The organism is Pseudomonas sp. S2_C03 (genome assembly GCF_054668405.1).
Genome location: NZ_CP162766.1, coordinates 3,648,255 through 3,673,517 on the forward strand (window position 1 = coordinate 3,648,255; position 25,263 = coordinate 3,673,517).

Here is a 25,263-nt window from a genome sequence, read left to right on the forward strand (position 1 = left end):
CTCCGAACACCCGTCTTTCTCCCTGCGCCTTCGATTGCTGATAGATTAAATACGTAAGACCAAAATACCCGAGCTCATCAACTAATATCAGCTTTCCAGTTCGCGAGACCCAGCGTTAAATTTGACCGCCAGAAAAATCAACGGTACGTATGAAATTATTACCCCTGTAAACCCATCCAGCCCCAAAAGAATGACGCAAAGGGCTACGGGCAAAAGCCAAAAGAGATCGATTGCACCGATGGCAAGGGTTACCGGCAGGTGCTTGCCATACCTGCGAGAGGCAAACTGATAAGCATGACTGCGATGGGCCTCGTAGACCTTATCTCCCCTGAACATGCGACGAACCAATGTAAACGTTGCATCGACGATAAAGACGCCGAGCAAAATCAACCAAGCCCAAAATAGCTGTGAAGAAGACCACGCAGCTTGCAGAGAAATAATGCCAAGCACAACCCCGAGAAAACCGCTCCCAGCATCGCCCATGAAAATACGCGCTGGGGGGAAATTCCAGAACAGAAAGCCTGCGACCGAGACGGCGAGTGTCAACGGAAGCCAGATCATACTGTCGACATTGCCCAACCAATATAACAAGCAGGCACTCAGACAGACACAGATCGCCTCGACACTGGCGACTCCATCAATGCCGTCCATGAAATTATAAAGATTGAGCATCCACACGAGATATACAGCCGCTAGGATATGCCCCGAAAGTCCGAGATCCACACCCGCTCCGAAGACGATCAGCGGCGGTAACCCTCCGATCCAGAAAAGCGCCCATATCGCGGCGCTGAAGTGTCCAAGGAGGCGCCATCGTGCCGGGATGTGCTTGTGATCATCCATGAACCCTACGACAGCCACCAAAGCGCCGGCTCCAGCGAGCGCAACCAGCATTTGCCAAGACACCTGTTCGCCCCCCGCCAAAAATGGTAACGCGGCGAGAAATGCCAGGACGATCGCGACACCGCCTCCTCGAGGAGTAGGCATCGAATGTGAACTCCGATTATTCGGAACATCAATAATGCTTTTAGCCAGCGCGTATCTGCGAAGGAATGCAGTCAACACAAATGAAAACGCAGCAATAACTGGAATCATCCAACCGTAGTTCATTATTTTTGATGTTCCCGAAAGTGCAACGCGGTTGCTTTGAGAGCTGCATTTACGCTAACTGGAGGTGCCCAGCCTAAAAGCGAACGAGTCTTGGATATATCTACTTGCAAGGATCCACAGAGGCGTTGAGAAAGCGCTCTTTTACCCAGCAAACCAGCACCGACTTGCAGTACCCAGCTTGGAACCGGCACAAGGCGTGCCGGAACATTCAAAGCTTGCGACATTTTCTTCAGCAGCATGGTCGTAGACAAATCCTCGCCATCGCTAACCAGGAACGTCTGATTAGCGGCGGCTGGATGTTCAACGCAAGTCAGGACCAAGTCTACCAAGTTGTCAATTGACACCAGACTGCGCCGGTTGCGAATAGCGCCGAATGGCAGGGGAATGCCCTTATCCAACCAACGCATCATATTCAAAAAATTAGCTTTGACACCAGGACCGTAAACCAGCACGGGACGAATAATCACAACGTCGCGCCCCGTCTCTGCGGCCAACTCGCGCAAGGCTATCTCAGCCTCCATCTTGGATACACCGTAAGGATCTGCGGGCGATGGAAGGTCATCTGCCTCATACGGTTGGGACTCAGCGGTACCCTCACCATTTACCTTTATGGAACTGATGTAGATAAAGCGACTGACGCCAGCGGCAAATGCTTGGCGGGCGAGATTGATGGTGCCCTCCACATTTACTTCGCGAAAAGCAGACAGTGGGTCTCTTTCTGTGTCATTCATGACATGCACGCGAGCGGCAGAATGGATCACTACCCTCGTATGGGCAAAGCATCCCTCCCACGAAGTCGCTCCATCCAAAGTCGCAAAACGCACGGTATCGATCGTTTCAACAAGCGAGGGAGAATGGTCACGCAGCGCCGCCACTACAGGGTATCTATTTTCGCTGATTATGCGACGAAGAATCGCGCCACCGACAAACCCAGTAACCCCAGTCACTAAAACGGATTGCGCCATCACCTGGTCACCTTACGCAAAGTAGCAGCGCGGAACATATTTTCCAGCCGTTGCAACAGAACGGTTTTTGAATAGTTCGCTTCGTAATACCTTCTCCCCGCCAGGCCCATGAGTTTCAATTGCTCTGGCTCCGTCTTCGCTAGTGCCAATGCTATGCGTGCCAAACCTTCGGCATCACCTGACTGGCACGAGAGACCGGCACCAGATTCGTTGATGACCCGTGCGGCTTCGCCATTGATCATGCCAAGTAGCGGTCGCCCCGACGCCAAATAGGCCTGAACCTTGCCAGGTATCGTTTTTTCGAAAACGTCATTCGTTTTGAGGGAAACAAGCAGCGCATCAGCATCAGCAAATAACGCGGGCATGGCCTCCAGCGGATGACGGCCCAGGATCAATACATTGCTCAGGCTTCTCGACTCGACCTGCTCAGTTAGCCATCCGCTCATGCGACCATCCCCAACAAAAACCCAGCGGATGGGCAACTCGTCGGTCAATATTTCAGCAGCATTAAGAACAGCTGGAAGATCCTGCGCTTCACCGAGGTTGCCGGCGAATACGATGGTGAAGACGGACTCGTCACGCGGCAACAAGTTCGAGCCGATGGACGCTGGGGACGAAAAGTCATCCTCAGCCCAACTAGGAAAATATTGCAAACGACTGGAGTCGATCTTTTTCGTACAGTATTTTTTAACGTTGTCGAAAAACCCGTGCGACTGCAATAGCAAATAATCGGCTCGGTTATAAATCCAAGATACCATTCGGCCAACCAAGGCAAGTGGTACTGAGTGTTTCACCACTCCCACAGCTTTGAGAGTCTCCGGCCAGAGGTCGAGAACCCAGATGAAAACCGGCGCCCTTTTCAATCTGCCAATTACCAACGCAGGAATAGCAGCCATGATAGGTGAAACGGCATAGACGAAAATAGCATCAAAATCTTTTTTCCTCAGCTTAATCGGGCCTAAAAATGATGCACCGATAAAGAAAGACAAATAATTTAAAATCAAGCTAATACTTCGCTTACCACGTGGCACCAACGGAATCCTGACTATCTTCGCACCACCAAACTGTGTGAATTTAGCCGGGTCAGATGTATATGCATCGTAAATTTTTCCTTCTGGGTAGTTTGGCAATCCTGTAAGGACCGTTACGTCATGCCCTTTATCCACAAAGTCACGAACCAGATCGTTGATTCGCATATTTTCTGGCCAGAAGTACTGAGAGACGATCAAGATTCTTAAATTGTTATTGGACATTCCTGAATCTCGACTCAATACCGTTTCCAAACCACGCGATTTACATAATCAGTATAGCTGTGAACAATTCTGACCAATTTATCGGAAACATTTGGCATGCTGTAATCACCTACCAATCGGAGGCTTCGCAAATCACTACGATCTTGACTTTCCAGAATTTTTAATCCTTGCAGTACTCGCTCTACTTCCAGCCCGACCATCATTACGGCAGCTTCTTCCATGCCCTCAGGGCGCTCATGGGCCTCGCGAATATTGAGCGCCGGGAAATTCAAGATTGAAGACTCTTCGCTAATAGTACCGCTGTCTGACAAAACCGCCTTCGACTCAATTTGCAACTTGTTGTAATCCTTGAAGCCGAGCGGCTTGAGCAACCGAACATTCTCGTGAAAGGTCACCCCCATCGCGTCGACGCGTTTTTGCGTTCGAGGATGTGTGGAAACGATAACCGGCAATCCATAATGAGCGGCGACGGTATTCAGCACGGCAACCAGCTTGAGGAAATTTTTATCCGAATCAATATTTTCTTCGCGATGTGCGCTGACTACAAAAAAATTACCGGAAGCCAGTGACAGACGCTCCAACACATCAGATGATTCAATGCCGTCCCGGAAATGGTTAAGAACCTCAAACATCGGACTGCCGGTTTTGATAACCATATCCGGATTTAGCCCCTCTCGCAGCAGATAATCGCGAGCGATGGTGCTATAGGTGAGATTGATATCCGCAGTATGGTCGACGATACGACGGTTAATCTCCTCTGGAACGCGCATATCAAAACAGCGATTTCCCGCCTCCATATGAAAAGTGGGTATCTTTCTCCGCTTTGCGGGGATCACCGCCATACAGCTGTTGGTGTCCCCAAGAACCAGGATGGCTTCAGGCGCAACTTCTGCAAGGACTCGGTCGACCGAAATAATCACGTTTCCGATAGTTTCAGCGCCGCTGGCACCAGCCGCGTTGAGAAAATGATCGGGCTTGCGAATGCCCAGATCCTGGAAAAAAATCTCGTTTAGTTCGTAGTCATAGTTTTGCCCGGTATGAACCAGTACGTGGTCACAGTGCTTGTCCAGCGCGGCCATGACCCGAGACAGACGAATGATCTCGGGTCGGGTGCCAACGACGGTGACAATCTTGAGTTTTTTCATTACCGCTCTCTTCATGGCTAGGTTTACGGCTGAGTGCCGACTGGAAGCGCGAAAGTGTCCGGCCTCTCGCGATCAAATACCTCGTTCGCCCATAGCATAACGATCATTTCCTCAGCTCCCACGTTGGTTACGTCATGGGTCCATCCAGGCACGGTTTCCACGATCTCAGGCTTGTCTCCCGTGGTAAATAACTCATAAAACTCACCAGACATAATATGGCGGAAGCGAAAACAGGCGTTCCCTTTGATCACCAGAAACTTTTCGGTCTTCGAGTGATGATAATGACCACCGCGCGTAATTCCCGGATGAGCAGTAAAGTAGGAGAACTGACCCGCGTCACGGGTCTTGAGCATCTCTACAAAAACACCGCGGGGATCACCATACTTGGGGACCTCATAAGTAAATTTTTTTGTCGGCAAATAACTCAGGTAGGTAGAATAAAGCGCTCGCACCAGTCCGGTACCGACAGGTTCGGTTACCATGGTATATCGGCTTTCACGAAATGCATGCAGTTGTACTGATAGCTCACCAACTGTGAGCGAATATTGCGGCTCTACCTTGATCAAGGTTTGACCGAGATAGCGTCCATCCATAACGGATAAAAACTTCTCGATAACATCATCTATATATACTAGGTTCACCAACGCGCCCGGGTCATTTATTTCAATAGGCAACCCATGGACGATATTGTGGCAAAAGGTCGCTACAACGGAGTTATAGTTTGGTTTTGCCCACTTGCCAAATACATTGGTAAGGCGAAAAAGATAAACAGCTGAACCATACTTATCCGAAAGCTCAGCTAAGGCTTTCTCCGCTTCTCTCTTGCTGTTGCCATATGCATTATCCAACTCAGCCTGAATTGAGGAGGTGTACAACAGTGGAATTTGACGGCCACTCGCTATGATTGCATCGGCTAAATCGTGTGTCAGGTTAGTGTTACCCGCCTTAAACTCCTCCGGATCTTGTGGTCGATTAACTCCGGCTAAATGAAAAATGAAATCCACTTCAGAAACCAGCGACCTCAATTGTTCAATACTGTCTTCCCGACAAAATGAGAAAATCTGGATGTCGCTCCGCACTCGAAGATGCGCAAGAAGGTTTTTCCCTACAAATCCGTTTGCACCGGTGACCAATACTTTCATGCCTTATTCCTCAGGAATAGCGTGTTCACCACGCTGAATTGCGAGCATGAAATCCAGTTTAAGAAGAAGATTTTTCATTCCCTCGACATCCAATCGTACCGTATTGTGCGAGTTGTAATCTTCCGTGCTGGAGATTTTTTCCTCACCTTGCTCAACATATTTACTGTAGTTGAGATCGCGCAGGTCTGGCGGAACGCGGTAATATTGGCCCATGTCTTCAGCACAGGCCATCTCCTCTCGACTGAGCAGCGCCTCGTAAAGCTTTTCACCATGTCGTGTGCCTATGATCTGAATAGGGTGCTCCGGCTTACCAAGCATCACGGTCAAGGTACGTGCAAGGGTCTCGACTGTCGCGGCTGGAGCTTTTTGCACGAACAAATCGCCATTATTGCCATGCTCAAAGGCGTACAAAACTAGATCTACGGCATCTGCCAACGTCATCATGAAGCGTGTCATGTTTGGGTCTGTAATCGATAACGGCAAGCCCGCCCGAATTTGCTCAATGAACAATGGTATAACGGACCCCCGCGACGCCATTACATTTCCATAGCGCGTGCCGCAAATAACTGTCTTGGTTTCATCGACGTTTCGCGACTTTGCAACCATCACCTTTTCCATCATTGCTTTGGAAATACCCATCGCATTAATAGGGTAAACAGCTTTATCAGTACTCAAACAAACCACTCGCTTGATTTCATTCTGAATAGCGGCTTCAAGAACGTTATCAGTACCGATGACGTTAGTTTTTACTGCCTCCATCGGGTGAAATTCGCAGGAAGGAACCTGCTTGAGTGCGGCCGCATGAAATATATAATCAACGCCTCGCGTTGCATTCAGGACGCTTTGATAATCTCGGACATCACCGATGTAAAACTTAAGTTTGGAATTGGCATAACGTTTACGCATGTCATCTTGCTTCTTTTCGTCCCGACTGAAAATACGAATTTCAGCAATGTCGGTCTCGAGAAAACGCTTTAGGACAGCATTCCCAAATGAACCTGTACCACCCGAGATGAGTAGTTTTCTTCCGCTAAACATAAGTTAAGTCCTGAATCAATGCGTGCGACGGCGAATGAATCATTCAGATCGCAATGCTGAATAAATAAGTTCGTCTTTCTGACGGCTCGATGGGTAACTGATCAATACGGCACGATAAGGCCCCTTAAATACAAAGAGGCTTCCCGCCGCGACGCCCACAACCCCACATGCAGCTACGACATCACGCATATCTTCAAGCGAACCCGCGCCACCCAGCACCGTGATGGGTATATGCACTGTTTCACGAAGCTTTCGCGCGAGGCTGACGTCGTAACCCTTCATCCGGCCATCATGCTCGATCGAATTTAATACAATCTCGCCTGCGCCAAGCTTCTCAACCTCGACCGCAACTTCCAATACGTTACGCTTCGTATTGCGTTTACCATTATGAGTCCAAACATCGTGATTTTTACTAAGTAAACGGGGCTTGTAGTCCAGAACCACTACGACGCTCTGACTACCGATCTCCTCAGCAATCTGCGAAATAAGGTGGGGATTATCAAGGGCAGCTGAGCTGATAGCCACTTTTTCAACCCCCAGCGCAATTATCTTCTTAGCTTGATCAGCTGTCCGAATTCCACCGCCATAGCAAAGTGGCATACGGCATTCGGCGGCGAGATTGGCTATCTGCTTGTAATTGGGCTCTGCACCGTTAACAGTGGCGTCGATATCGATGACAATCAGTTCATCGGCTTCCTTTTCGTTAAATATTTTAACGGCATTGATAGGATCACCGACATACTTGGCATCTTTGAATTTGACCGTTTTGACCAAGCCACTTTCCTGGATCAAAAGGCACGGAATTATTCTCGGCCTCAGCATGTTATAGCTCCGCAAAATTTTTCAATAAGCCCACCCCAAAATGATGACTTTTTTCGGGGTGAAATTGGACGCCATATACATTTCCGGCCCTGACCGCGCAGCTGAAATCCAGACCATAAGAAGAAGTCGCAGCAACATGTTCTGGATCAACGCAATCAAAAAAGTATGAGTGAAGGAAATAAAAACGCGCTTCCGCTTCAAATCCCTTGAAGAGCGCTGAGCCTGTCGTCGGGCTAACATCGTTCCACCCCATATGAGGAAGAGCCAAATCCTTTAACTTGGGAATCGACTTGAAGGACCGAACGCTACCAGGCACCCACCCTAAGCCAGGTAAGGTACCCTCGTCACTGGAGTCGGCGAGAATTTGCATCCCAACGCAAATGCCAAGAACCGGGACTTTTCTACCTTGGACAAATTCCGTAAGTGCCGGTCGCATCCCCGATGCGTTCAAGCGCTCGATGGCATGATCGAATGCACCTACCCCGGGCAGAATGAGCTTTTGCGCCCCCTCAAGATCATCAACACACCTAGCAACCGCAACAGGAATGTGCAGTCGCTTGTACACATTCACGAAAGCTTGAATATTACCCAATCCATAATCAATGATCGTGATCATCTGAACAATCTTCTCTCCAGGCCAATAGCACTCATCACACGTGAACCGAGCCCAATCAAGAACCGTTTGCTCTTATAATTAGAGCAGGTTTTGTTTTCCCCATCAAATATCGCTTGCAACTCATCTACTGTAAGATCTAGCTTATTAGCCACGTATTCAAATTCAGACTTTAAAAATTGCTCATCCAACTCTGGCTTTGCAATCCGCGCAATTGCTGCATCGCGGGTCATTTGCCCCGTCATAATCAAGCTTGAAAAGTGCGCCCTTCGCTTTTCAAAGCCGAACTTTTTGGGCATCCAGAAGTCTTCATAAAACCGAGTAAACCGCGACTCGTGATGCTTATGTTGAAACTTCTTCCACCCGAACAAGTCACTTAGAAGGCTCTCAGCATCTTGCTTCACATATGGAATCAGGTTCAACGGCTTTACAACTTTCATTCCTAACAAGAATCGATAATAAAGTTTATAGGAAAGAATATCCACGATTGGGAAAGTTTTGAGTGCGCGTCGTCCAAACTTCGAGTGAATATCCTTGATGAGCCGCTTGTCTATACCGGGGTACCCACCCCACTCTTCCGGCTCTCGGCAACATTCCGTGGAAAAATTACCACCTGTTAAGATATATTTTATCTTGTGTGCTTTAGCAAACTTATAAAGTCCAGAGAAAAATGCGATATCCTGGGGAAGATCCTGATCGGAAATCTGCGCCTTGAGAAAGGCCACCTGCAGATCTTTCATCTCCTCCCAATTGATCACCTCAGTATAGAGGTCAAGCCCCAGCCCATCGACCAGCTTTTCGATATTCCCTACCGCCTGATCCGTATTCCAACCAGCATCTACGTGGAAGAGTAACGGTCGCAAACCCATTTTTTCTTTGGCTATATAGCTTACGTAGGAGCTATCCAGGCCCCCGCTCAGACCAATGATGCAATCAAAGTCACGACCCTGACCATCCTTCTTGATCTTTTCGCTCAGCTTCATGAGCTCAGCGTAGCCCCGCTCGTCAGGGTGCCAGTTTGGCTTGATGACCGAATCAAAATTCACGCAGTAATCGCACAATCCCTGGTCATTAAAATGGATATGTGGATCACTGCTATCCATGATGCAGCGAGAACACACTTGATACGTTTTATTGCTCATATCCACCCCAGAAAAAGAAAACCATGCTCACACCAATTTTTCACAAGCAAGCGCGTCCAATTTTGACTTGACTGACCCTAGAAGGCCAGCGGAAAAATCCTTGTCCTGATTCATGGAATGGAGCACCGCAGAAATGCCCGATGTAGAATACTCACTCACAAGTGTAGACGGGTAAGCAATCAGAAAGTCGACCTCGGGAAAACAGCTTCGACCTTCAATGACATGCCAGCCTTGTTTTCTTACTGAGTCACTGACACCGGCGGTTGGATGAGGCTTATAATAAAAACTTACGCTATATTCCCGGCTCAACTCTTTAAACATATAAATATGCAGAGCCTCACAAATTGGGTGCCCTACAAATAGAATACTGACTGCATTTTTAGATGAAAAGCGAGTGAGTTCAATTATGGGCTGAAAATAGTTGACTGCCACACCCTTGGCAATGCATCCAGCCGATAGAATATCCGTTGCAAAGATCGAACGGGATGATTCATCATAAACGAAAAGTTGCTTCACACTGGAAAGACGATGTGCAAGGCGGAATGGCAACCTTGCTTGGGTTTCATGTTCTGATAACGTCAACCCAGAAAGCGCCCCGTGCTGAACCATAACTAATGAGGCATTCTTTTCTGCGGCAACTCTATCTGCTAGGACAGCCCATCTATCGTAATGCTCGGCAATCACGAGCTTTTGTATACTGAGTTTATCAAGCGCGATTCTGACGGCGAACCATCGAAATGCGGTATAGCTCTGTAAAATCCAGTTTTTCGTCTGTTTTCGATACGCCAGCTTCTTGGACGCTGTTATTGCTAACTTGAAAGCACGTATAAAGTCTTTCGCACCGAGTAATGAGAAAATGTCGACATGTTGCCCACTAAGCTTTTGACGATTTACGGGCGCCCATGGAAATGTAATCCAGTACTTCGGCGCTAACCCAAGGATTGACGACTGCAAGATATCCCCAGCACGCGAAGAAAATGCCAGGGCGTAATCACCAGCATCAGCACTTGATCCTAATTGATCGCTGCATCGCAAGGAATGACGATAAAAAATAATCATCTCATACAAAAAATACAACGAAGCACCACCGAAGCGCCACGTTGTTTTGAACACACTCACAAGCAGTTTGAAGATTTTTCTATTCCCAGCGAATTTATTCAGGATCTTGGCGGGCCTCGGAACGTAATTTAACTGTTCTGGCAAAACGTTCGAAAGCGTATAGACACTGCAATCTATCGCGATTTCATTTTCCGTAGCCCGGATATATTCAACAATGAACCTCAATCCTTGTTCAGTCATTAACAAACCACCAACATAAATTCAAAATAAGAGTATGCATGCCCTACGCCGCGCGCCAGGAAATAACCATTACTTACTTTATAGCGTCGTCTCAAGCATGGTTTTTTTTCTTAGCATTGCCCAGTAAGCAAAATACTTCCAACCCAATATCAGCGTAAAAGCGACACACATACCTAACGGTATGGAGACCACCCCTACTTTATTACTAAAAAGATATGCAACTACCAGAAATGCAAAAAAACCTGCCACCTGACTATAGGAGATAGCCGTATCGTAACCGAAGGAATAGAGCCCTAAATGCGGAATCATGCTGACTGAATAGATGGCAATCGCCGCCAGCAGCCAATACAAGATACTGACATTTTCAGAATAGACAGAATTATTCAACCACTGTAAAACGAAGCCACTCACACCATAGCAAGCTAAAATAAGAAAAGCTGTAACACCAACAATATTAATGGTCAGATCTTTCATATCTTTCTTGAAACCAGACGTATCACCTTTTTTTGCGGAAGACACTAACTTCGGATAAAAAAACACAATCACACCCGCGTCTATAAAGGATAGAACGGCAGTTGCCATACCGACGTAAAGAACATACGCCCCCAAAACACTCAATCCAGATACACTTTCTACCCAATACCGATCAAAAGTAAATATTCCTCTTATTGCAAGACTTGCGATAAGCAACGGAATGGCAATTTTTATTCCTCTAGCAATCCAACTCCAGTTAACTGAGTCTTTCAATGAAGCCTTATCAAAGCTTAAGACTTTTTTGATCGCAATGGCGCAAGCAAAAAAACAACCGAGAACCCAACCTCCTAATACGAACTCTAAGTTACGTGACGCGGGATCGACCCACATCACAGCGACAACGACCAGGCACCAGGCGCCGCTTCTCAGGAACAACACTACACTGGCGAGCAACTGCTCCGAGACAGCCACTAATATCCGATTGAGTTCCTGGGCGATATGTTCAAGCAGTGCCAACGTGACAAACCAGTAAACATGCGTCCAAGGCAGCCATCCCTTGAAGAAAACAAATAGTGCGAATGGCAAGAATACGACGTACAAAATGATATAAAGAACCAACTGATCTCTGATCATCCCAAGCCAGCGCTTTGGTTCCTCACCGATCATTTCACGCGTCGAGAAATTATAGAACTCGAAGCCGACTACATAGAGTGCATACCCGACGGTCGCTGACAAAAGTCCAAATAAACCAACCTCGCCGGATACCAGAAATTTTGCCAGAAAAAAAATCAATATGAATTTACTGACCAATGTCATACCGCGGAGAACGATATTGATACAACGGAATATATTTTCCTTCAGCATGTTACCAACTAGTATGATCATCACCATAGTTTATTTTAATTTACCAATGCATCACGCAACGATCGACTACCTTGCCACGTGACGCACAATTGCAACGCACTCATTACTACTGCCTCTACCTGTGCTTCAGGTCAAACACTGGAGTACTGAAGCATTACAAAATTTTTATCGAATAACCTGCGGGCAATGCTTTCGCCGCCCACCTCAAAGAAACTCTGAGAAGCAACATTCATAACGATCCGAACTCTTGCTGCGCGCGCTGAAAATCTTCCATCCTGCCGATATCCAGCCAATATTCATGCACTGGGAACATGTTGACATCTCGCCCTTCGGCAATCTCTGACTCCAACAAAGTTGGCATATCAACACGAGTCCCCGGTGCTACACGTTTCACCAACTCGGGCGATAATATGTAAATACCAGCATTGATAAAAAAGCGTTGAATTGGCTTCTCTACCATGGAACGAATTCGATGACCTTCACTTTGAATAACGCCGTAAGGCACGCAGTATTCATATTCGCGCACGCACATGGTCGCTGCACCAGAATGATTCTGGTGAAACTCGAGCAGATTCAAGAAATTTAGTGTCGTTAGCAAATCTCCGTTCATCATGAACAGCGGTAAATCAATCTCATCATGTGGTAGCAAACCCAGTGCCCCACCTGTACCCAGCGGCTCCTCTTCGTGCACGTAGCGGATGTCTACCCCCCATTTGCTGCCATCTCCGAAGTGCTCTCGGATCATCTCCGGCATGTAATGAGTAGATATGAAAAACCGATGAAATCCAGAATTGATAAAACTTCTCAGGATTAGCTCGAGAATAGGCTTTTCACCTACTTTCAGAAGGGGTTTCGGACAATTTTGAGTTAGTGGCCGTAACCTAGTACCGAAGCCACCCGCCATCAGAAATACTGGATTGTGCCTGCGCTGTTTATCCAGAAGCTCCTGCAAGGTCTCAAGGCCAATGACCAACCCCTGCGGGTCCAGCACCGGTAGCTGCAACAGCTTGTACTTTTCCATCACCGCAAGGATTCGAGCCCTGTCCCAACCTTTCTCAGCCGTCCTTGGAGTAGCACACATCACGTCACGCACCGGCGTTTCCAGTGACAGACGCTTCAACAAAGCTCTACGGACATCGCCATCAGTAACCGTACCCAAGAGACGACGCTCATGATCGACGACCATGACAATTTTCAGTGCCACGCGGTCAAGCGTAGCAATAGCGTCCACCAGAGAAATCTCTGGGCCGACGAGCGTTAACTCCCACTGCTTCATTGAATACCTTCTTTTGATTACTCACCCGGCACGAAGCGACTCGGTGCCCTGGAGCCAAACATTATATGGTGAGCGGCAAGATCTCGAACCAAAACAGCTCCCGCCCCAACGACCGCATCGTTGCCAATGCTGATGCCTTGTATCACCGCGGCACTGCAAGCAATGAATGCCCGGTCTCCGACGCGCACATTTCCGCACAGTGTAGCCGCGGGAGCGACATGTACATGTGATCCAATACGACAGTCATGGTCGATACTGGCTCGGGTATTGATGATTGAGTTTGCACCGATGACAGCGTCAGCCTGAATGATGGCTCCGGCCATTATTTGTGCCCCGTCGCCAAGAGAGACACTTGGATCAACCCAGGCTGCAGGATGTTTTAGTGCAGGAAAGAGAAAGCCCCGTGCTGTGAGTCGCTCGTAGACATTACGTCTGCCGGCACCTCCAACTAACTGCCCAATGCCATTGATCAGGCCTACACTGCCAGGATCAAGCATCTCAAGGACCTCATCCCCACCTAGAACCTTGCAACCGCGCCACTCGCCAATGCCCTGCTCCCTCAACTCTGGTGCGCAGATGCCATGAATATCCAAACCCAACAACTGAGCCAGTGACAGTAGCACCTTGGCATGCCCTCCCGCACCGAGCATGACCAATGGCATATGATTCGCAGAGTTCTTTGTCATTGGTCGGTAATCGCATCGCCCGCTTCATAGCTGCGAGCCGAGAAAGTGCCAACCAAGCTCCATAACGCGATTGCCGGCAACCCCTGCCCACTGCGTGCAGTGCTCAAATCCTCCCGAACCAATTTCGAACCCGCAGCAATACCCCTCGCAGCGACGACTTGTTGTCGCGCTGCTTTACGCGTGTCCCATTCGCTGGCTTGGGGTGCTTTGCATGGACTGCCCAGCGCCAACTCCAGAGCTCGAATTTCCGAAACCATTTGTTTCAGTTCATCGGGTTCCAGCGAAGCATTGTGATCAGGACCAGGCAAAGAGCGATCAAGTGTGAAATGTTTTTCTATCACCTTGGCGCCGCGAGCTACTGCTGCAACCGGAATCAGGCAGCCAACTGTATGGTCTGAATAACCGACGTCCAGATTGAAAGCGTTTGCCAATGTGTCCATTGCCTTTAAATTGACTTCATTCCACGGTGTAGGGTACTGAGAAGTGCAATGCAGTAGCGTGACGTGCCCCTGTAGCCGTGCGCGGCACTCACTCATTCCCCAGCAACGCCAGGCTTCGTCCATGTCAACAGGCTCCTGGCTGAACTGCATTGCATGCGCGACAATCGCAAGAGCCTGCTCGACCTCACTCAGCGTTGCCATACCAGTGGACAGAACCAGTTTTTTTCCGGTCCGCGCAAACTGCCATAATAGCGGTCCATTGGTTAGTTCACCCGAAGGAACCTTGAAGAAAGGCATTCCAAGATCCGAAAGAAACGTCAGACTATCGGTATCAAAGGCAGTGGATAAAAACTCAACCCCTTTGCCTCTGGCATAGCTTTGAAGTTCCTTGTGCCATTCTCTCGGCAACTCCAGCTTTTTAAGCATGGACAGCTGACTCTCGAACTCGTCCGTACTTTTCTTCTGATAAGACGCCTTTGGAGCATGACGCGAGGCCAGACGTGCAGCGTCAAACGTCTGAAACTTCACGGCATCAGCGCCCGCATCAGCGGCGGCGTCAACCAACGCAAAAGCCAGTGCCCGATCACCATTATGGTTTACGCCCGCTTCGGCAATGATATACACGGTATCTTTACTGGACTGGTTCATTTATCAGCTCAAATCGTGGAATGTTTTATGAGATATTCCGTCGAATCGTTCAAGGACATTCACGATGCTCTGAGACGCATTACCCTTCCCATAAGGATTTATCGTGTGCCTACAAATTTCGGCGAACTCTTTCGTCAAAGCTTTGATTAGTGTCGACTGAATAGCCGCGGTATCCGCCGCACAATGGAGGACGGAATCCGCCGCCAATCGCCCTTGTTGACGCGCACCAATATCAACGGTAGGGATACCAAATGCTGGCACTTCAATGATTCCGCTGGACGAATTGCCAATAACGACTGCCGCCAACGAAACGGCGCTCAGATAACGCCTGAACCCGAGAGTAGGAATAGCCAGTACTCGCGCGGGTTCCGCTTGAGCATAGGCTTCCAAGAGCGGAATAATCGCTCTGCCTCCATTATCCGCATTTGGATACGTCAAAATTATCTGATGTGTCGGAAACTGATCCAGGGCCTCTAGTAGGGCAGAAAAACTCCGGACTGGATCTTCTTCGAGCATAGTGACGGGATGGTATGTCGCCAATATAAACGGCGAGCGAAGCTCGAATCCGAGGCTTTCAGAAAGCTCTGCGAGATCCATCCGGGGGCTGCGAAGCAGATGGTCCAGGCCGATAGCACCCACATTGAAAACTCGCTCAGGCGACTCTCCCATTTGTATGACACGCGTCCGATAGGGCTGCGCCGCTACAAAATGCAGATAGGCCATCTTGCTGATGGCGTGTCGAATGGCATCGTCATAGGCACCTTCGGTGATTTCACCGCCATGAAGGTGTGCTACCGGAATTCGCATAATCAAAGCGGCCTGGACGATTGCCAGAGCTTCAAACCGATCACCCAGCACCACGAGCACATCTGGCTTCAACCTGTCCAACGCGTCCGCGAACCCAATAGTCCCCAGCCCCATTGACTTGACCACGCCAACGGAGGTGTCCGAGGACAACAGCATCTCTACCTTCGCATCAATAGAAAAACCATCCTCCGCCACCTGCCGCCAGGTTTCACCAAATTCCGGCGAGAGATGAGTGCCACTGACGATGAGCTGTAGTTCGAGGTGACGGCTCGCCTCGATATCCTTCATCAACCAATAAAGCAGACCGTACTCCGCCCTCGTACCAGTGAAAACGGCGACTTTTCGTTTCACGCACTAACCTCCGGAGTGACGCTGCTGGGGAGGTTGACGATACGAGCCTCCAACCATGTCGCGTTACTGAGATCGCCACGTAAACAATTAGAGTACTTTGGCAGATGGTTCATCAGCTGCCAAATGGGTCTAGTCATGACACCTCTATCATTCGTCGCCTTCAGCAAAGCGTCGCGCCTGTCGCGGTTTTCACACACCACCGCGTTCAGCCAATAGTTAGAGCGACAATCTTCTGGCTCATGAACAAAATGCAGTTCGCTCCCTTGCAATTCCTTCTCATACCGCGCTGCCAAGGACCGTTTCATTTTGATGAACTCTTCCAGTTGCTCCAATTGAGCGCATCCCAGTGCGGCATTCAGATTGGGAAGTCGATAGTTGTAACCGACCTCATCATGCACATACTCATATGGGTGAGGAAGTTTGGCCGTCGTAGTCAAGTGCTTGGCTTTTATTCCAAAATTTTCATTGGTCAAAATCATGCCACCGCCTCCGGTAGTAATGATTTTGTTGCCATTAAAGCTCAGAGTACCCAACTCACCGAAGGTGCCGGTATGCCGACCTTTATACAAACTCCCCAACGACTCCGCAGCGTCTTCAACGACTACCAACCGCCATCTACGACAAACCTCAAGCAGTTTATCAATTTCGACAGGATGACCGAAGGTGTGCATGGGCAAACAGGCTCGGACTATGCGCCCCCCCCCCTTAAGCCGGCACAGCCCATCTACATCCAATCGGGCATACTCATGAAGCCACTCATCTAGCGCAACTGGGGACAGTCCTAAGGTGTGACGATCGACATCGATAAAAACCGGCTCAGCTCCGCAGTAAGCGATAGCATTGCAAGTTGCAACGAATGTTAGAGGCTGGGTGATAACGAGGTCTCCCGCCTTTACACCAGCCAACATCAATGCTGTGTGTAACGCCGCAGTCCCGTTTACAGTCGCAATAGCCCGCGGGCTGCCAGTGTAAGCAGATATATCACGTTCAAAACGATCGACGAAAGAACCAACGCTCGAAACAAAAGTCGACTCAATGGTTTCCACCACGTAATCCCGTTCGTTCCCCTTAAAACTAGGAGCATGCAGTGGAATAAATTCGTTTGTACGATACTGTTCACGCACAAAACTTACAAGCGAGTCGAACATGCTAGAGCCTCAAACGTTGTATATATCTGCTTTATATTTGGCTAGGTTTTCCGGACGCGACAACCAATCGATGGTTCCTTGCAACCCCTGGCGGATAGAGTACTCTGGCTTGAAGCCGGTTAGGTTGCTTATTTTTGTATTATCACACCACAGACGGAAGACTTCCGATTTTTCCGGGCGAATACGCTGATCATCAGTCAGAAATTCTACATCACTACCCATCAACTCGCGGATTAGGTGAAGTGTATCCCCAACTGAAATCTCATAGTTCGAGCCGATATTGACCGTCTCTCCGACAGCCTTTTCACATCTAGCAAGTTCGAGGAAACCCCGGCACGTATCTGCCACATAGTTGAAGTCCCGAGTAGGACTTACATCACCCAATTTTATCTGTTTTTTACCGCTCGCAATCTGGGTAATGATTGTAGGAATTACAGCTCTCGCTGATTGTCGAGGACCATAAGTGTTAAAGGGGCGCGCGATAGTCAGTGGCAAATCGAAAGCATTGAAAAAACTCATAGCCATTGCATCTGCGCCTATCTTCGACGCACTATAGGGCGACTGAGCTTGCAACGGGTGTTTTTCATCTATCGGCACATACTGCGCGGTACCATACACCTCACTGGTGGAAGTATGAATAATGCGCTGAACACCATTCTCTAACGCCGCCTGACAAATATTCAACGTCCCTTTGACATTTGTATCTACATAGCTGTCCGGTGCAACATACGAATAAGGGATGGCAATTAGTGCTGCAAGATGGAATACCAGATCGACATCCTTGGTAATATGCTTGCAGTAATGAGGATCTCGCACGTCGCCACTCAGCACTTCAATACTATTCAAACAATCAACGTCTTCCAACCACCCCCAATAATTAAAGGAGTTATATTGGGATAGCGCCTTGACTTCATAGCCCTCTCGAACCAACAACTCCGTCAAGTGAGAGCCAATAAAGCCATCGGCGCCCGTCACTAATACTTTTTTCACTTGCTTTTACCTTTGAATTTTAAGTAAAGACTCATTGCCTTGAACACAAGAAGCGTTCACCAAGGTCAAAGAACGTCATCATCACCGGGCACGCTACCGCCACAGGATTTTACGTCGACTTCCCGAGAACGTAGTGCTTGCAATGTCCGCATCCTCTTTTTCAAAACGCAGAGACGCTCACGAGTGGCATGCTCACCGTTTGCTGACGATGGAGCAGATTGATCAACAATACTACGCGCTCACCACCGTCCGCTGACATAAAAATAGCCTCCAGACCACCTAATTTCCCATCGAAAACTCGAACACGCGCGCCCGCAACGAATGCAGGTCTGGGATCTTCCGCTCGGCGCTGTAGCTGGATCACGATTTCCGGGTCAACCGCCAAGGGTTTTCCGCCAAAACTGACCACTCGGCTGACACCTCGCGTGGAGCGTAGAGGTGCCCAATTGGCGCTGTTTGGAAGGCAGATAAAGAGGTAACCTGGAAACAGCGACTCTCGCACGGAGGCCTGCTTACCGCGCACGACCCGATCGCGACGACATACAGGACGGGCACACTGGTAGCCTTGCCGACTGAGGTTTTCTTCAGCGCGCTTATCCTGTCGAGGTTTACACTGCACGAGATACCACTCGCTTTTTTCGCAAGCGGGAAGATGGAGGCTTGGGTCGCAGCTGTTCACATGCATGTACTTGTCACTAATGGTCGCATCCATGATTCAGCCATCGCTTGCAGCCTAATGAAGCAATCGGAAATTTCTTATCAAATGGCCATCAGCTTCGATGACGACCAAGCAGATCTACACATTAACACACTACATCCCCTCATCCTGCCCCCCACCCGTCATGACCAGCTACACCTCATCCTCCAACCGCGAAAGCCGATGACGCCGCACCGGAGGATTTACTTAAAGACGACACGTTCCGGGAATAGAAAAGAACTTCCCCTTTAGCGCCAAGCTTCAACGCAGGAGTTTTTGTAACCGCACATGACGATGCCGACAAACCCCGAAAAAGGTCCGTCAGCATTGAGCCCAACAGGAAGGCAGCGAACTCACAAAGAAAGAGGAAACTACAGCTCAAACAATTAGCAGACAATTGACGCCTGACTGGACGTGCTAATTCAATCAGACAACGCGCTTGCTTGTGACTTTAGCCTTGCGCCTCACACCCCAGTAAACAGTGGGCCCAATCAACATACCGAAGAGCATCGCTAGAAGTATGAGAAGCGATACTGGCAACTCAGGGACTGCCCACCCGAGAAACAAAAGCGCAACAGACTGCTGATTCTCCAATACAAATGCCAGGATCGACAGAATCAGCAACAGAACGGATACGACGAAGACCATCCGCATGAGATTACGCATAGCATACCCCCTGAAGTGAGTACAGGATCAAACCTCCTGCTCCTCCTCCTCATTAACCCGATCCCTCAACTCCTTCCCCGGCTTGAAATGCGGAACAAACTTCCCATCCAGACTCACCGACTGCCCAGTCTTCGGATTACGCCCAACCCGTGGCGCCCGATAGTGCAGAGAAAAACTGCCAAACCCGCGGATCTCAATCCGATCACCGGTCGCCAGGCATTGGGACATCTGTTCAAGCATAGTCTTGATGGCCAATTCCACATCCTTCGATGAGAGCAGCCCTTGATGGGTGACAATTCGTTCGATCAACTCCGACTTCGTCATATTTTTCCCTTCTTTTTCAAGCAGCTAGGAAAATCGCTTCAGAGGTTTTAGCACGACCGGAGGCATTTGAACAGCCTAAGTATTGACATCAGCCCCCACGTTGCATTGAGAACCTGATGCGATTCAGCAATACCGGGCGCCAGCTACACACAGACAACCAGCATGGTACGTGTCAAGTAGCCAGCAGGGTTGAATCCGAAGGGGTATTCATCCTCATCCTTGGCGTCGTCAGACCTTGTGATCACTTTGTAACCGGCCCCCTTACATTCCTTGGCGGCGCGCTTCTGGCATTTTTCCCATCCTGAGCCCAACCCTGAGCAGTCGACCTTTATACCGCTGACCCCGCGCACGGCATGCGTCTTTGCTGTGGTGCCACAACCCGCCAGCATCACTAGGGCTATCACGACAATGAGCTTGTTCATTCACTTCCTTAGGCCAGGCACCCTGTCCGACTGCGACTCGCTTTAGACCAAGACTAGCTGCAAATAAGCATTTGATCCTGCTACAGAAACAGACCCCAGTAGACGGCCTTTGGTTTCCCGAGGGGGATTTCCCCGAAATACATGGGCCGCGCCAAATCTCAGGCACAAAAAAGGGCGACCGAAGTCGCCCTTTTTCACAGAAAGTCAGAACTTAGTTCTGTTTTTCCGCTTGTGCAGCACGCAGCAGGTCACCCAGAGTGGTGGCTACTGGAGCATCCGAAGCGACTGGCTTGTCGCGCAGGCTCTGGATGGCTTCTTTTTCGTCTTCAACGTCTTTCGACTTGATCGACAGCTGGATTACGCGGCTCTTGCGGTCAACGCTGATGATCTTGGCTTCTACTTCTTCGCCTTCTTTCAGAACGTTGCGCGCGTCTTCAACGCGGTCACGGCTGATTTCGGAGGCTTTCAGAGTCGCTTCGATATCGTCGGCCAGAACGATGATGGCGCCTTTGGCGTCAACTTCTTTCACAGTGCCTTTAACGATGGCGCCTTTGTCGTTAACCGAGACGTACTCGGAGAACGGATCGCTTTCCAATTGCTTGATACCCAGGGAGATGCGCTCGCGCTCTGGGTCAACCGACAGGATAACGGTGTCCAGCTCGTCGCCCTTCTTGAAGCGGCGTACGGCTTCTTCGCCCACTTCGTTCCAGGAGATGTCGGACAGGTGAACCAGACCGTCGATGCCGCCGTCCAGACCAATGAAGATACCGAAATCGGTGATCGACTTGATGGTGCCGGAGATTTTATCGCCCTTGTTGAACTGGCCAGAGAAGTCTTCCCATGGGTTGGACTTGCACTGCTTGATGCCGAGGGAGATACGACGACGCTCTTCGTCGATGTCCAGAACCATGACTTCCACTTCGTCGCCGACTTGTACGACTTTCGAAGGGTGGATGTTCTTGTTGGTCCAGTCCATTTCGGAAACGTGTACCAGACCTTCAACGCCTTCTTCCAGCTCAGCGAAGCAGCCGTAGTCGGTCAGGTTGGTTACACGAGCGGTAACGCGGGTGCTTTCTGGGTAACGGGCTTTGATAGCGACCCATGGATCTTCACCCAGTTGCTTCAGGCCCAGGGAAACACGGTTGCGCTCGCGATCGTATTTCAGAACCTTGACATCGATCTCGTCGCCAACGTTGACGATTTCGGAAGGATGCTTGATGCGCTTCCAAGCCATGTCGGTAATGTGCAGCAGGCCATCGACGCCACCCAGATCGACGAATGCGCCGTAATCGGTGAGGTTCTTGACGATACCTTTGACTTGTTGGCCTTCCTGCAGGGATTCCAGCAGAGCTTCACGCTCGGCGGAGTTCTCGGCTTCGAGGACGCTGCGACGGGAAACGACAACGTTGTTGCGCTTCTGGTCGAGTTTGATGACCTTGAATTCCAGCTCTTTGCCTTCCAGGTGCGTGGTATCGCGCACAGGACGGACGTCAACCAGAGAACCTGGCAGGAACGCACGGATGCCGTTAACGTCGACAGTGAAGCCGCCTTTAACCTTACCGTTGATAACGCCCTTGACCACTTCTTCGGCTGCGAAGGCTGCTTCCAGAACAATCCAGCATTCAGCGCGCTTGGCTTTTTCACGGGACAGCTTGGTTTCACCAAAGCCGTCTTCAACCGAATCCAGAGCAACGTGAACTTCGTCACCAACGTTGATGTTCAGTTCGCCAGCATCGTTGTAGAACTGCTCAAGCGGGATGAGTGCTTCAGACTTCAGGCCAGCGTGAACGGTTACCCAGCGAGCTTGGTAATCGATATCAACGATAACACCGGTGATGATGGAGCCAGCCTGAAGGTTCAGGGTTTTTAGGCTTTCTTCAAAGAGTTCCGCAAAGCTTTCGCTCATTTTAATTCCTGTAGATAAGGGCGAAGAATACGCCCATTTCCACATCCCAGACGATGTGGGTTGGTTGCATTTAAAAGAGGCGCCCCAGGACTATGACTGGTCCCCTGCGGCCCTCTTGGTCACCCGGCGATATCGCGAATGGCGATCTCGCTCATGATGCGTTCCAGCACCTGATCGATGGATAATTCCGTGGAATCCAGCTGAATGGCGTCAGCCGCCGGCTTGAGCGGGGCTACCGCTCGCTGGGTGTCACGCTCATCGCGCGCACGTATCTCATCTAGCAGACTCGACAGACTAACACCATCGACTTTTCCCTTCAACTGCAAGTATCGACGGCGCGCGCGCTCCTCGGCACTGGCAGTGAGGAAAATCTTCAACGGGGCATCCGGAAAAACGACGGTTCCCATGTCCCGCCCGTCAGCCACCAGACCAGGCGCCTCCTGGAATGCACGCTGACGCTGCAGCAGCGCCTCTCGCACGGCCGGCAATGCTGCCACCTGGGAAGCACCGGCACCGATGGTTTCGGTGCGGATAACATCGCTGACTTCGTCGCCTTCCAGGATAATGCGCTGCAACTGACCTTCGGTCGCCGCAATGAATTGAACATCCAGATGAGCGGCGAGTTTTTTCAGCAGTTCTTCGTTGGTCAAGTCGACGCCATGGTTATGCGCGGCAAACGCCAACAAACGGTACAGCGCACCGGAATCCAGCAGGTTCCAGCCCAGACGCTTGGCCAGAATTCCGGCTACCGTGCCCTTTCCGGAGCCACTTGGCCCATCGATGGTGATAACCGGGGCAATGTTTTTCACGACTGAGCCTCTTGTGCAACACGGATACCGACCTGCGCGCACAGCGCCAGGAAATTCGGGAACGAAGTCGCGACGTTGGCGCAATCATGGATACGGATGGGTGCGGTGGCGCGCAGTGACGCCACGCTGAAGGCCATCGCGATACGGTGATCGCCGTGACCGTGCACTTCGCCGCCGCCGATCAGGCCGCCGTCGATGATTATGCCGTCCGGAGTGGGTTCGCACTTGACGCCCAGCGCCAGCAAGCCATCGGCCATCACCTGGATCCGGTCCGATTCCTTGACGCGCAGCTCTTCAGCGCCCCGCAGCACGGTGCGCCCTTCTGCGCAGGCTGCGGCCACGAACAATACCGGGAATTCGTCAATGGCCAGCGGCACCAGCTCTTCGGGGATATCGATACCCTTGAGTTTAGCTGCACGCACGCGCAAGTCCGCAACAGGTTCGCCGCCGACTTCACGCTGGTTTTCCAGAGTGATGTCAGCGCCCATCAGACGAAGGATATCGATAACGCCAGTACGGGTCGGGTTGATGCCGACGTGCTCGAGCACCAGCTCCGAACCTTCGGCAATCGATGCGGCCACCAGGAAGAACGCAGAGGAGGAAATATCCCCTGGGACTTCAATGTGGGTGGCGGTCAGCTTGTGGCCGGATTCAACCGATGCCGTTGCGCCGTTGACACTGACCGGGTAACCGAAGCCGCGCAGCATGCGCTCGGTGTGGTCGCGAGTCGGTGCCGGCTCGGTGACAGTGGTCTTGCCTTCGGCATACAGGCCCGCCAGCAGCAGACAGGATTTAACCTGGGCGCTGGCCATCGGCATGGTGTAGGTCAAGCCCTTGAGTTTATGCCCCCCACGAATGGTCATCGGCGGACGACCTTCGGCGGCGGTTTCGATCACGGCGCCCATCTCGCGAAGCGGATTGGCCACGCGATTCATCGGACGCTTGGACAGCGAAGCGTCACCGGTCAGGGTGCTGTCGAAGTTCTGTGCGGCCAAAAGCCCCGCCAGCAGACGCATCGAAGTGCCGGAGTTACCCAGGTAGATCGGGCCCGGCGCTGGCTTCAGGCCGTGCAGGCCGACACCGTGGATGGTCACGCGACCGTGGTGGGGTCCCTCGATCACGACGCCCATGTCGCGGAAAGCCTGCAAGGTGGCCAGGGCGTCTTCACCCTCGAGGAAGCCTTCGACTTCGGTCACGCCTTCAGCCAGGGAGCCCAGCATGATCGAACGGTGGGAAATCGATTTGTCGCCCGGTACACGAATCCGCCCATTCAGGCGGCCACCCGGTTGTCCCAGGAAAATCAGGTCGTTGGAGTTCATAGCGTCCACATAAGCCCGGCGGGCCAGGATTTTACTGAAATGTTCGCGGGCAACCCGGGCGCGAGTGAAGACGCCCAACAACTGGTGCCCATCCCCAGCATCGACCGCGTCGCGCAAGGCGTCGAGGTCGCTGCGAAATGTATCGAGTGTGCGCAGGACAGCTTCGCGGTTGGCGAGGAAGATGTCGTGCCACATGACCGGGTCACTCCCCGCGATTCTCGTGAAATCGCGGAAACCGCCGGCAGCGTAACGGAAGATCTCAAGGTTTTCATTGCGCTTGGCCAGCGAATCGACCAAGCCGAACGCCAGCAAGTGCGGCAGATGACTGGTCGCCGCCAACACTTCGTCGTGGCGCTCGACCTGCATGTGCTCGACATCGGCGCCCAGCTCCCGCCACAAGCGGTCAACGAGTGCCAGCGCCGCCGGATCGGTTTGATCCAGCGGGGTCAGGATAACTTTATGACGACGAAACAGTTCGGCATTGGAGGCTTCCACCCCACTCTGCTCGGAACCGGCAATCGGGTGACCCGGCACGAAGTTCGCCGGCATGCCGCCAAACACCTCGGTAGCCGCGCGCACGACATTGCCCTTGGCGCTGCCCACGTCGGTCAGAATCGTCTGCCCTAGATCCATGCTGGCCAAACGGCCGAGCAGTTTTTCCATGGCCAGGATCGGCACGGCCAACTGAATCACATCGGCACCCTGGCAAGCCTTCACCAGGTCTTCTTCGCAACGATCGACCACGCCCAGCTCAACCGCCAGCCTGCGCGACTGCGGATCCAGATCGACGCCGACCACCTCGCGGCACAGACCGCTTTCACGCAAGCCCTTGGCAAACGAACCACCGATCAATCCCAGCCCCACCACCACCAGGCGACCGATCATAGGCTCAGCAGATTGCGGCAAAGTG

Annotated in this window: 24 protein-coding genes; all 24 read right to left on the bottom strand. The window is 50.8% G+C overall.

Annotated features, from left to right (window positions below):
• Window positions 1-87: 87 nt before the first annotated feature.
• Window positions 88-1,107: an MraY family glycosyltransferase gene (locus tag AB4N64_RS16810; protein ID WP_460117023.1), complete on the bottom strand. Its 1,020-nt coding sequence runs from the start codon at window positions 1,105-1,107 to the stop codon at window positions 88-90.
• Window positions 1,107-2,072 carry a UDP-glucose 4-epimerase family protein gene (locus tag AB4N64_RS16815; RefSeq protein ID WP_460117024.1) on the bottom strand — a complete coding sequence of 322 codons (966 nt, stop codon included), beginning with the start codon at window positions 2,070-2,072 and terminating at the stop codon, window positions 1,107-1,109. Before AB4N64_RS16815 ends, AB4N64_RS16810 begins: the two co-directional genes overlap by 1 nt.
• Window positions 2,072-3,325, bottom strand: coding sequence for a glycosyltransferase family 4 protein (locus AB4N64_RS16820; RefSeq protein WP_460117025.1), 1,254 nt, complete (start codon window positions 3,323-3,325; stop codon window positions 2,072-2,074). Before AB4N64_RS16820 ends, AB4N64_RS16815 begins: the two co-directional genes overlap by 1 nt.
• Before the next feature lie 14 nt (window positions 3,326-3,339).
• On the bottom strand, window positions 3,340-4,470 hold the full coding sequence (gene wecB / locus AB4N64_RS16825; RefSeq protein ID WP_460117026.1) for a non-hydrolyzing UDP-N-acetylglucosamine 2-epimerase: 1,131 nt from the start codon (window positions 4,468-4,470) through the stop codon (window positions 3,340-3,342).
• Window positions 4,471-4,493: 23 nt separating this feature from the next.
• Window positions 4,494-5,612, bottom strand: a complete 1,119-nt coding sequence (wbjC, locus tag AB4N64_RS16830) for a UDP-2-acetamido-2,6-beta-L-arabino-hexul-4-ose reductase (protein ID WP_460117027.1) — start codon at window positions 5,610-5,612, stop codon at window positions 4,494-4,496.
• Between the two features lie 3 nt (window positions 5,613-5,615).
• Complete coding sequence (locus AB4N64_RS16835) at window positions 5,616-6,650, bottom strand: polysaccharide biosynthesis protein (RefSeq protein ID WP_460117028.1); 1,035 nt, start codon at window positions 6,648-6,650, stop codon at window positions 5,616-5,618.
• A gap of 39 nt (window positions 6,651-6,689) precedes the next feature.
• Window positions 6,690-7,472, bottom strand: a complete 783-nt coding sequence (locus AB4N64_RS16840) for an AglZ/HisF2 family acetamidino modification protein (protein WP_460117029.1) — start codon at window positions 7,470-7,472, stop codon at window positions 6,690-6,692.
• Window position 7,473: 1 nt separating this feature from the next.
• A complete protein-coding gene (hisH, locus tag AB4N64_RS16845; protein ID WP_460117030.1) occupies window positions 7,474-8,088 on the bottom strand; it encodes an imidazole glycerol phosphate synthase subunit HisH in 615 nt (204 codons plus the stop codon).
• A complete protein-coding gene (locus AB4N64_RS16850; protein WP_460117031.1) occupies window positions 8,085-9,227 on the bottom strand; it encodes an N-acetyl sugar amidotransferase in 1,143 nt (380 codons plus the stop codon). The genes hisH and AB4N64_RS16850 overlap by 4 nt, the downstream gene beginning before the upstream one ends.
• Before the next feature lie 27 nt (window positions 9,228-9,254).
• Window positions 9,255-10,526 (bottom strand): hypothetical protein, encoded by a 1,272-nt coding sequence (locus AB4N64_RS16855; RefSeq protein ID WP_460117032.1) that lies wholly within the window; start codon window positions 10,524-10,526, stop codon window positions 9,255-9,257.
• 78 nt (window positions 10,527-10,604) lie between these two features.
• Window positions 10,605-11,864, bottom strand: a complete 1,260-nt coding sequence (locus tag AB4N64_RS16860; protein ID WP_460117033.1) for a lipopolysaccharide biosynthesis protein — start codon at window positions 11,862-11,864, stop codon at window positions 10,605-10,607.
• A 229-nt stretch (window positions 11,865-12,093) separates the two neighbouring features.
• Window positions 12,094-13,140: a nucleotidyltransferase family protein gene (locus tag AB4N64_RS16865; RefSeq protein ID WP_460117034.1), complete on the bottom strand. Its 1,047-nt coding sequence runs from the start codon at window positions 13,138-13,140 to the stop codon at window positions 12,094-12,096.
• 17 nt (window positions 13,141-13,157) lie between these two features.
• Window positions 13,158-13,826 (bottom strand): acetyltransferase, encoded by a 669-nt coding sequence (locus AB4N64_RS16870; RefSeq protein ID WP_460117035.1) that lies wholly within the window; start codon window positions 13,824-13,826, stop codon window positions 13,158-13,160.
• Window positions 13,823-14,914 carry an N-acetylneuraminate synthase gene (neuB, locus tag AB4N64_RS16875; protein ID WP_460117036.1) on the bottom strand — a complete coding sequence of 364 codons (1,092 nt, stop codon included), beginning with the start codon at window positions 14,912-14,914 and terminating at the stop codon, window positions 13,823-13,825. Before neuB ends, AB4N64_RS16870 begins: the two co-directional genes overlap by 4 nt.
• 3 nt (window positions 14,915-14,917) lie before the next feature.
• Window positions 14,918-16,072 carry a UDP-N-acetylglucosamine 2-epimerase gene (gene neuC / locus AB4N64_RS16880; protein ID WP_460117037.1) on the bottom strand — a complete coding sequence of 385 codons (1,155 nt, stop codon included), beginning with the start codon at window positions 16,070-16,072 and terminating at the stop codon, window positions 14,918-14,920.
• Window positions 16,069-17,220 (bottom strand): LegC family aminotransferase, encoded by a 1,152-nt coding sequence (locus tag AB4N64_RS16885; RefSeq protein ID WP_460117038.1) that lies wholly within the window; start codon window positions 17,218-17,220, stop codon window positions 16,069-16,071. Before AB4N64_RS16885 ends, neuC begins: the two co-directional genes overlap by 4 nt.
• A gap of 9 nt (window positions 17,221-17,229) precedes the next feature.
• Window positions 17,230-18,210, bottom strand: coding sequence for an NAD-dependent 4,6-dehydratase LegB (locus AB4N64_RS16890; RefSeq protein ID WP_460117039.1), 981 nt, complete (start codon window positions 18,208-18,210; stop codon window positions 17,230-17,232).
• A 160-nt stretch (window positions 18,211-18,370) separates the two neighbouring features.
• Window positions 18,371-18,895 (bottom strand): transcription/translation regulatory transformer protein RfaH, encoded by a 525-nt coding sequence (gene rfaH / locus AB4N64_RS16895; protein ID WP_460126784.1) that lies wholly within the window; start codon window positions 18,893-18,895, stop codon window positions 18,371-18,373.
• Window positions 18,896-19,333: 438 nt separating this feature from the next.
• Window positions 19,334-19,573 (bottom strand): LapA family protein, encoded by a 240-nt coding sequence (locus AB4N64_RS16900; RefSeq protein WP_460117040.1) that lies wholly within the window; start codon window positions 19,571-19,573, stop codon window positions 19,334-19,336.
• A 27-nt stretch (window positions 19,574-19,600) separates the two neighbouring features.
• Window positions 19,601-19,897 (bottom strand): integration host factor subunit beta, encoded by a 297-nt coding sequence (gene ihfB, locus AB4N64_RS16905; RefSeq protein ID WP_460117041.1) that lies wholly within the window; start codon window positions 19,895-19,897, stop codon window positions 19,601-19,603.
• 143 nt (window positions 19,898-20,040) lie between these two features.
• A complete protein-coding gene (locus AB4N64_RS16910; RefSeq protein ID WP_460117042.1) occupies window positions 20,041-20,319 on the bottom strand; it encodes a hypothetical protein in 279 nt (92 codons plus the stop codon).
• A 211-nt stretch (window positions 20,320-20,530) separates the two neighbouring features.
• The gene (gene rpsA / locus AB4N64_RS16915; RefSeq protein WP_460117043.1) at window positions 20,531-22,225 is read right to left on the bottom strand and encodes a 30S ribosomal protein S1; all 1,695 of its coding nucleotides are present in this window, start codon (window positions 22,223-22,225) and stop codon (window positions 20,531-20,533) included.
• Between the two features lie 119 nt (window positions 22,226-22,344).
• Window positions 22,345-23,034: a (d)CMP kinase gene (gene cmk, locus AB4N64_RS16920; RefSeq protein WP_460117044.1), complete on the bottom strand. Its 690-nt coding sequence runs from the start codon at window positions 23,032-23,034 to the stop codon at window positions 22,345-22,347.
• On the bottom strand, window positions 23,031-25,238 hold the full coding sequence (locus tag AB4N64_RS16925) for a bifunctional prephenate dehydrogenase/3-phosphoshikimate 1-carboxyvinyltransferase (protein WP_460126786.1): 2,208 nt from the start codon (window positions 25,236-25,238) through the stop codon (window positions 23,031-23,033). Before AB4N64_RS16925 ends, cmk begins: the two co-directional genes overlap by 4 nt.
• Between the last annotated feature and the right edge of the window lie 25 nt (window positions 25,239-25,263).